The organism is Collinsella sp. BG-O-102 (genome assembly GCF_023656745.1).
Classification (GTDB): domain Bacteria; phylum Actinomycetota; class Coriobacteriia; order Coriobacteriales; family Coriobacteriaceae; genus Collinsella.
Window position 1 is genome coordinate 129,111 of sequence record NZ_JAMOKO010000006.1, and the last position, 8,390, is coordinate 137,500.

The 8,390-nt window shown below is 58.0% G+C and carries 8 protein-coding genes (1 of these 8 only partly in view); 2 read left to right on the top strand and 6 right to left on the bottom strand.

The features are described 5' to 3' along the window. Positions 1–13: 13 nt before the first annotated feature. The 5 genes from NBH09_RS04695 to tilS form a co-directional block, all read right to left on the bottom strand. Entirely contained in the window at positions 14–835 is an 822-nt protein-coding gene (locus tag NBH09_RS04695) for a phosphatase (protein WP_196022802.1), read from the bottom strand. Between the two features lie 165 nt (positions 836–1,000). After that, on the bottom strand, positions 1,001–2,185 hold the full coding sequence (locus NBH09_RS04700; RefSeq protein ID WP_250787215.1) for a pyridoxal phosphate-dependent aminotransferase: 1,185 nt from the start codon (positions 2,183–2,185) through the stop codon (positions 1,001–1,003). Positions 2,186–2,370: 185 nt separating this feature from the next. Then, on the bottom strand, positions 2,371–4,449 hold the full coding sequence (gene ftsH / locus NBH09_RS04705; RefSeq protein WP_250787216.1) for an ATP-dependent zinc metalloprotease FtsH: 2,079 nt from the start codon (positions 4,447–4,449) through the stop codon (positions 2,371–2,373). Positions 4,450–4,510: 61 nt separating this feature from the next. Next, on the bottom strand, positions 4,511–5,059 hold the full coding sequence (gene hpt, locus NBH09_RS04710; protein ID WP_118081750.1) for a hypoxanthine phosphoribosyltransferase: 549 nt from the start codon (positions 5,057–5,059) through the stop codon (positions 4,511–4,513). 148 nt (positions 5,060–5,207) lie between these two features. Then, positions 5,208–6,746 carry a tRNA lysidine(34) synthetase TilS gene (gene tilS / locus NBH09_RS04715; protein ID WP_250787217.1) on the bottom strand — a complete coding sequence of 513 codons (1,539 nt, stop codon included), beginning with the start codon at positions 6,744–6,746 and terminating at the stop codon, positions 5,208–5,210. 48 nt (positions 6,747–6,794) lie between these two features. On the opposite strand from tilS, the gene NBH09_RS04720 reads away from it, so the two are divergent. Continuing rightward, positions 6,795–7,604, top strand: coding sequence for an MBL fold metallo-hydrolase (locus NBH09_RS04720; protein WP_250787218.1), 810 nt, complete (start codon positions 6,795–6,797; stop codon positions 7,602–7,604). A gap of 70 nt (positions 7,605–7,674) precedes the next feature. Here NBH09_RS04720 and NBH09_RS04725 read toward each other — a convergent pair whose 3' ends face one another. Then, positions 7,675–8,106, bottom strand: a complete 432-nt coding sequence (locus NBH09_RS04725) for an Hsp20/alpha crystallin family protein (RefSeq protein ID WP_035138719.1) — start codon at positions 8,104–8,106, stop codon at positions 7,675–7,677. 278 nt (positions 8,107–8,384) lie between these two features. On the opposite strand from NBH09_RS04725, the gene NBH09_RS04730 reads away from it, so the two are divergent. Continuing rightward, on the top strand, positions 8,385–8,390 hold the 5' end (the start) of the coding sequence (locus NBH09_RS04730) for a hypothetical protein (protein WP_250787219.1). The gene runs 465 nt beyond the window's last position; 6 of the gene's 471 nt are visible here — the first part of the coding sequence; it begins with the start codon at positions 8,385–8,387; its stop codon lies off the right edge, out of view.

Here is an 8,390-nt window from a genome sequence, read left to right on the forward strand (position 1 = left end):
TTTATAAATTCCGCTACATCCCCTTGCGCAGGTCGCACACGCCGGCTGCCGCCATCTCGCGCAGCAGCGTCTCGCGGTCGCGTGTCACGATCAGGTCCAGCGGGAAGTGAATCTCGTCGAGCAACTTGCGGGCGTGATCGAGCTTGCCAATGGCCATGCCAATGTGGGCATCGGTCGACACGCCAATGCCCACGCCCAGCTCGGCGCAGCGCTCGGCAATCTTGCGGCATACGGCCCAATGCTCAGTGTCGACACCGTGTTCAAGACTATGGTTGTTGATCTCGATAATCTTGTGCTTGGCCTTAGCTGCCAACAGCACCTCGTCGATATCGAACGGCACGCCCGAACGCCCCGTGTGACCCAGCATGAACACCTTGGGGTGCTCCAGGGCATTGATATACATCTCGGTCGTCTGGGCCAGCGTCGCGCCCCCAGCAATCTGCGGATTATGCACGCTTGCAACCAAATAATCCAAATTACGCGTAACCAAATCGAACAGCGAATGCTGACGGCTGTACGAATCGCCGGCAATATCGAGCGTGACAGGAGTGTCCTCGCCAAACAGGCTTCCGTCCAGCGAAACGATATCGGCCTCGGCACCACGCAGCACCAGCACGCCACTCCAAATGCGCGGCCAGATATCCTGGTTGATAAAGAACTGGTAACTGCGCAGGTCATTGGGGCAAGCCGTAATCATAGAGCTCAAATGGTCGGCAGATCCGAGCACCTGCAGACCACGCTCTGCCGCCCAGTACACATTCTCCTCAATGGTCGAATATGCATGCGCAGAGAACATCGTATGGGTATGAATGTCACAAGAAAGCAGGTAGGGCATCAGGTCTCCTTATCTGGCACGGCCGTCGCTTATATTCATTGTACGCATAGCCTTCGATAGTCGTAAAACCACTCCATCCCAAAGACACAACGTCCATGACAACGGGGTCCGGCTTAACACCAAACCCCGTTTCACGTAAAACATTGTAGGCAGAGCGCTTTACTTTTAACGATACTCGTCCGCCAACTGTTTCCAAGCGGGTAGCGAATTGACAATCGTTTCGTAGCTCACGCAATAGCCCAGGCGGAACCAACCCGGCATACCAAAGCTGTCCGAGGGAACCGCAAGCAACTCATACTTCTTTGCGCGCTCGCAAAACGCATTCGCATCGGACTCCAACGCTTTCACCCATAGGTAGAACGCGCCATCCGGCTCAACATAGGTGTAGCCATACTCCGCTAGTGCGTCGGTAAGCGCGGTGCGGTTACGTGCATAGGCCTCAACGTCACTCGGCTCATCGATGCAGTCGATAATTACGCGCTGAAAGAGCGCCGGCGCGCACACGAAGCCCAGCGTACGGGCAGCACCCGCAACAGCCGGCATCAGACGGGCAGCCTGCGGATTGGTGTTGGGAACCAAGATCCAACCCACGCGCTCACCAGGCAGCGACAGCGACTTGGAATACGAGTAGCACACGATGGTGTGCTCGTAGATCGAGGGCACCCAAGGCACCTCGGCACCGTACACGATCTCGCGGTACGGCTCATCCGAGATGAGCATAATCGGATTCTCGGAATCGCGCTGAGCGTTGGCCTCGCGCAGAACATTGGCCAGTCGCGTCAGCGTGTCGCATGTATATACGGCACCGGTCGGATTGTTGGGCGAGTCGATAATGACGGCAGCCGTCTTATCGGTGATCGCCTTGAGCACGTTGTCCACGCTCAGCTGGAACGTGTCTTCATCAGCAGGCGCCTCAACACACGTGCAGCCGGCCTTCTCAATCCAAACGCGATACTCCGGAAAGTACGGGGCAATAACAATAACCTCGTCGCCCGGATTCGTAACGGCGTTGAGCGCGCAGGTGAGCGAAGCCGCGGCACCCACCGTCATAAAGACGTCTTTGCCCTCATAGCTCGTGCCAAAGCGGCGGTTGAGCGATTCGGCCACAGCGGCACGACATTGCGGCAGGCCCGGTGCGGGCGTGTAGCCGTGCAGCTGGTCGCTCGGCAGCTCCAGGGCCTTCTTAATGGACTCCGCCACAGCAGCGGGTGCCGGAACGCTCGGATTGCCCAGCGAAAAATCGAATACGTTTTCCGCACCGATCTGCGCCTTGCGCTCAAGGCCATAGCTAAAAATCTCACGGATGATGGAGCTTTCCGCACCGCGAGCATACATGGTTTCGTTGATCATCTGTTCCCCTTTCGCATAGGCGGTATTGTACGCTTTAGTTGAGCAAAGTGCCGCAGCAATGTTAATTGGGGACAGACTTAAATGCGTGAAAACGCTCATTTAAGTCTGTCCCCAATCAACAGATGGCCCCATATCGCTAAAAAAAGCCTCCGCAGGTTTCCCCGCGGAGGCTTTCGCCACAAAGACTATTTGTCGTCGTCGGCGTCGGCATCGGCGTTGACGGCATGGTCATCGCCAGCGCCATCGGATGCCACTTCGGCATCCTCCTGCATGGCCGCCTGCGCAAAAGCCGCGGCATCAGCCGCCAGCTCCTCCTCGCTCATACGAGGCGCGCGCTTTTTGGTCGGCATACCGGCCGCCTTGGCATTGCGCTCCTCCTTGGCCGCCAGGATATCGCCCTCGCGCTCAAGGTAGGCATCCCACTCGTTGTCGAGCAGGGCATTCACGGCGTCGCCTTCGACGGTCTCGCGCTCAAGCAGCACCTTCGCCATCAGATCAAGCTGATCGCGACGGGCATCCAGAATCTCGACCGCGCGGCGATGGGCCTCGCGCATAATGCGCTGGACCTCGATATCGATGCGACGCGCCGTCTCCTCGGAGTAATCCTGGTGATCGGCGTAATCGCGGCCAAGGAACACCTGATGCTGCGCCTCGCCAAACACTTGCGTGCCGAGTTCCTCGCTCATGCCCAGGCGCGTGACCATCTCGCGTGCCATCTTGGTCGCGCGCTCCAGGTCGTTGCTCGCGCCCGACGTGATGTCATCGCACATGAGCTCCTCGGCAACGCGGCCGCCCAAGAACACGGCAAGCTCGTCGAGCATCTCGTTCTTGGTCTTGAGGAAGTGATCCTCCTGCGGAAGCTGCAACGTGTAGCCCAGAGCCTGGCCGCGGCTGACGATCGAAATCTTATGAACCGGATCGGAGTGCTCCAAGATGTGACCCACCAAAGCGTGACCGCTCTCATGATAGGCAATCGTGGTGCGCTCGGCCTCGGTCATCACGCGACCCTTGCGTTGCGGTCCGGCAATCACGCGCTCCATCGACTCCTCGACCTCGTCCATCGAGATCACGGAACGATGGCGGCGAGCGGCCAGCAGCGCAGATTCGTTGAGCAGGTTTGCCAGATCGGCACCGGTAAAGCCAACGGTCATCTGGGCGAGCTTCTCAAACTTAACGTCCTCGTCCATCGGCTTATTCTCGGCATGTACGCGCAAGATCTGCTCGCGACCCTTTACGTCCGGACGGTCGACCGTGACCTGACGATCAAAACGACCGGGGCGCAGCAATGCCGGATCCAGAATATCGGGGCGATTGGTTGCGGCGATCAGGATGACCGACTCGCTTTCCTCAAAACCGTCCATCTCGACCAGCAGCTGGTTGAGCGTCTGCTCGCGCTCGTCGTGACCGCCGCCCAGACCGGCTCCGCGCTGACGTCCCACGGCATCGATCTCGTCAATAAAGATGATCGACGGAGCCTGAGACTTGGCCTCCTTAAAGAGGTCGCGCACGCGGCTGGCACCGACACCCACGAACATCTCGACAAAGTCAGAACCAGAGATGCTAAAGAACGGCACGCCCGCCTCGCCGGCAACGGCCTTGGCCAGCAGCGTCTTACCGGTACCCGGAGGGCCCACCAGCAAAACGCCGCGCGGGATCTTGGCACCCAGTTTGCGATAGCGGTCCGGATCGCTTAGGAAGTCGCGGATCTCCTCGAGCTCCTCGACGGCCTCGTCCACGCCGGCCACGTCCTCGAACTTGACCTTGGGACGCGTAGCCTCGTTGGTCTTGGCATTGGTCTTGCCAAACTGCATGTTCCTGTTATTGGCGCCCATCATCTGGCGCATAAAGTAGAACATGATGGCGATCAGGGCGATCGTCGGCAGCACGCTCATCGCCAGGTCGCCCCAAAAATCGGGGTCGTTGGTGTTGACGATGTACTTGGTATCGGGGTGCTCCGCCATAAGCTCGGCAAGCGAATCGGAGCCGACATAGGTCGAGGAGAAGCTCTTGAGCTCGCTCGTATCGCCCTTGTCCTTTTTCGTCTTCCAGTAATGCCCCGCCACGCTTCCGTCTTGAACCGTATAGGTCAAATCTTCGACGCGATCCTGCTTAATGGCACTGACCATCTCGCTCGTCGCGAGCTTAACGGTATTGCTGGAGTTGGCAAAGCCGGAACCCATATTAAAGAAGGCATAGCCCAGAAGCGCGCAAGCCAAAAGAAAATACAGCCAGCCCGTACGCGTGGGCTTCTTGCCTCCGGGCATCCCCGGAATCTTTGGGTCCCGGGGAGTCTGGGGATTGTTGTCGTTACGGTCGTCGGGCATCTTACGAATAAACCTCCGGTTTCAAAATGCCCAGATACGGAAGGTTGCGATAGCGCTCGGCATAGTCGAGGCCGTAGCCCACCACAAAGGCATCGGGGCAATGGGTTCCAACATACTTGGGCGTGATGGCCGAGGTACGGTCCTCAACGTCCTTCCACAGGAAGGCAGCGACCTCCAGCGAAGCGGGCTTGCGGCTCTCGAGGTTCTTCATCAGGTACTTGAGGGTCAGGCCCGAGTCCAGAATGTCCTCGACGATCAGCACGTCGCGACCACGGATGTCGATATCCAGGTCCTTAATGATACGCACGATGCCCGAAGACTTCACACCGTCGCCATAGCTCGAAACAGCCATGAAATCGATGTTGGTCGGCAGCTCGATCTTGCGCATCAGGTCGCCCATAAAGACAACGGCGCCGCGCAGAACCGCGATCAACACCAGATCCTTACCAGCGTAGTCGCGCGTAATCTCCTCGCCCAGGCGAGAAACGATACCTTCGATATCCTCCTGCGTAAACAGAACCTTCTCGATATCCGGATGTTGAGAAGCCATGACAACCCTTTCTTGTGCTTAATCGCCCACACACCGCCGTATGGACGCGAACTACACATTCTAGCAGCGCACGGGGTATATTTTCCAGCCCGCGCATCATCAGCGCTGGAATACCGTCAACGCCGCACAGAAAAGCTGGTACGAGGGGCTAATCCGCGTCAACCACGCGAAGCAGATAGGCCACACGCGTCGCCGCCGTGCACTTAAAGCGTTCGTCCGCGCGAACTCCGGCGACCCACACCACGGCACCTCCCGGCGCCGTCCTCACCATGGGCACGCCGGCGCGCTCGGAAACGGGAATGCGAGCCTCTCCTAGCAAGTCGGATACCTTCTTGCTTCGGCCACTCATTCCTAACGGGCACATCACGTCTCCCGGTGCGGGACCGTCCACCCATAGGCGCGCCAATCGCGCCTCGGCAGGGATCTCGCCACGCGAGCCCGCCAGGATCCGCTCGCTATCGCTGTCGGCAAAACCCAGGGCAGCCGCGTCTACCAAAGCTGCCACTTCCCCGGCAGCCGCAAGCTCACGGGCGCGGCGCACGATATCGCATCCCGGTTCAACGGCCATCGGCTCTGCGACCAGCATACGTCCCCCGCCCAACGGCAAACGACCGGGTACGGTAACCCAGTCCGCGACCAGGCCCTCGCGAGCCACCGGAGCCTTAAACGCCAGCATGCCAAATTCGACGCGTGCGTCAATCCCCGCCGGAAGCGTGACCGAGCCGGCGCCCTCGGCAACGCAGGAAAGGACTCGCTCCACATGTCGCATCTCTGGACGAGCGTCCGGATCGATGCGTTTGATCGCCAGTCGCACGATGCGCCGCGCGATTACCACCTCGGCCGCAGCAAGGCGTCTGGCATCGAGCACTAGCGCACCCGCCGCCTCCTTGCGCAGGCAGCTTCGAAACGCCTGTGCCGACAGCTGGGATAGAAACGCATCTTCGTCACCAAGGATCTCGCAGGCGGCGCCAATCGTCTTGCACACGCTCGCATTACGCTGTGCCACCACTGGCATTACCCGATGGCGCACGTAGTTTCGCAGATACGAGATATCCTCATTGCTCTCGTCCTCACGCCACGGCTGACCATGTACCTGTAGATAGCCCACGAGCTCGCCATGAGTTAGGTCGAGCAAGGGGCGCACCACGATATTCCTCCGGTGAGGAATGCTCGATAGGCCAGCGGGCCCTGAACCCTTAATCGCGTTCATCAAAAACGTTTCCGCGCGATCCGAAGACGTGTGCGCGGTGCAGATACGAGCCGCCGTTCGCGGTGCCCCCGTCTGGGCGCAGAGCTCGCGAACATACCTCCGCGCCGCGGCATAGCGCACCTCGCGGGCCGCGGCCTCAATATTGCCCGACTCCCCATCAAAATAAGCGTGCTCCACGCACAGCGGTAAACCATATTTCGCGCAGAGCTCACGCACAAAGGCCTCGTCGCCATCGGACGCCTTGCCGCGCAGATGATGGTTTACATGCAGCACATGCAGGCGCTCGCGAGCAATGGGGGCAACACCGCGTCCGTCTTGGATATCCAGCTTTGATGTGCACGCCATAAGAAGCAGTGCCGTCGAGTCCGCGCCGCCTGATACCATGAGCACGACAGGAGCAGCCTGCTGCCTCGTCCGGGTCTCATCGACTGCCCCAGGCACGGCATGGTGTCCATAATGCTGAGATACCGTAGGCATTTGCTTCCTCCTCTATTCGTCCGCACCCATTGTATCCTTTGGAATCTTATGTCTCGTCTGCACCTTCATATCCTCGGCAGTGGCTCTAAAGGCAACTGCGCACTCATCGAGGGCCCGCAGGGGCTCATTATGGTCGATGACGGACTGTCTCGCCGCGAAACGCTCAAACGCATGGCGGAACTCGGACTGTCGGTAGACGACGTGTACGCCCTTGTTGTCACCCATGAACACAGCGACCACATCAAGGGGCTTGAGGTATGGTGCAAGCATTGGAATGGCCCAGTCTTTTCCAGCAGAGGAACGCTCACGTCCAAAGAAAGCCTCGCACATCTACCTGTCGAGGAATTCGACCCAGGTGACGCCCTCTCTATTGCCGGAGTCCACATTCAAACATATTCGACATCCCACGACGTCGTTAATCCCGTCGGCTACCGGTTTGACGCTCAGGGTGATTCAATTGGCTTTGCCACCGACACCGGCGAGTTGTCGAAGCATGCCATCGATACGCTCAAGGACTGTCGCATTCTCGCACTCGAAAGCAACCACGATGTAACCATGCTGCGTCAAGGCGACTATCCTCGCTTTCTTCAGGAACGTATCCTGTCTGTAAAAGGGCATCTCTCCAACGATCAGGCCGCCGATGCCGCACGCGCGTTGGTAACCGATCGCACCGAGCAACTTATCGCGATGCACATTAGCCAAGACAACAATCGCCCAAGCCTGACCGTCAAAAGCTACGCAAGCTCCCTCGACGCAACACTCGACAACGAGCTTGGCAGCACCGCCACCCGCGTTGAGGGGCTGCATAAACTCACGATACGTCCCGCCGGGCAATATCGGCCCATGACCATACAGTAAACAGCAAAGGGGGCTGGGAATCACTTCCCAGCCCCCTTAACGTAGGCACCGATTTTAAAAGCCGATAGCCTTAATCGATGGAGATCTTCGTAACGTTCTTCTTCTCGACAATCTTAGGAACCGTAACGGTAAGGATGCCGTCAGCGTACTTTGCAGAAAGGCCCTCGCTCGAAGCATCCTTCAGGTACACGCCGCGCGTCGCGCTGTACGAGCTGAACTCCTTCTGCAGGAAGTTCTTACCCTCGTTCTCCTCGTCTTCCTCGACATTCACGCTAATGGACAGACGGCCCTCGTTAAGCTCGACATCGATATCGTCCTTGGCGACGCCGGTCAGATAAGCCTTGACCTCATAGCCATCGCCCTTATCCTCAACGTCAACGGGGAACGCCTTAGAGGCAATCGAGCTGTTCGCTAGGTCGCTCATATCATCAAAGAGATCAAACAACGAGCTAGCAGAGGGACGAACACCAAAAACCGAACGATAAGGAACCATGCTTGCCATGACTACCACTCCTTTAAGGGACTGCCGAGCCATCTTCTAGGTGGCAGGGACTTCTTTTGACGCTCTAATATATGCCCATCCATTTCTTATATATACATTTTGATATAAAGTTTTTTAAGTCTATTTCTATAAGCATATCTAAGTCTGGTCGACTAAGGTTTTAACGAAGCTAAAGTTCTTTGAACCGTGCCTTAAATACCATATACGCGGCCTGTCAAAACGAAGCGGAGGGCTTACAATGAGCGCATACACGTTGTTAATGACAACCTAAGGGCATCATGGAC

Coding starts and splice junctions, on each gene's coding strand:
- NBH09_RS04695 (WP_196022802.1), bottom strand. CDS start 835: ATGCCCTACCTGCTTTCTTGTGACATTCATACCCATACGATGTTCTCT.
- NBH09_RS04700 (WP_250787215.1), bottom strand. CDS start 2,185: ATGATCAACGAAACCATGTATGCTCGCGGTGCGGAAAGCTCCATCATC.
- ftsH (WP_250787216.1), bottom strand. CDS start 4,449: ATGCCCGGAGGCAAGAAGCCCACGCGTACGGGCTGGCTGTATTTTCTT.
- hpt (WP_118081750.1), bottom strand. CDS start 5,059: ATGGCTTCTCAACATCCGGATATCGAGAAGGTTCTGTTTACGCAGGAG.
- tilS (WP_250787217.1), bottom strand. CDS start 6,746: ATGCCTACGGTATCTCAGCATTATGGACACCATGCCGTGCCTGGGGCA.
- NBH09_RS04720 (WP_250787218.1), top strand. CDS start 6,795: ATGTCTCGTCTGCACCTTCATATCCTCGGCAGTGGCTCTAAAGGCAAC.
- NBH09_RS04725 (WP_035138719.1), bottom strand. CDS start 8,106: ATGGCAAGCATGGTTCCTTATCGTTCGGTTTTTGGTGTTCGTCCCTCT.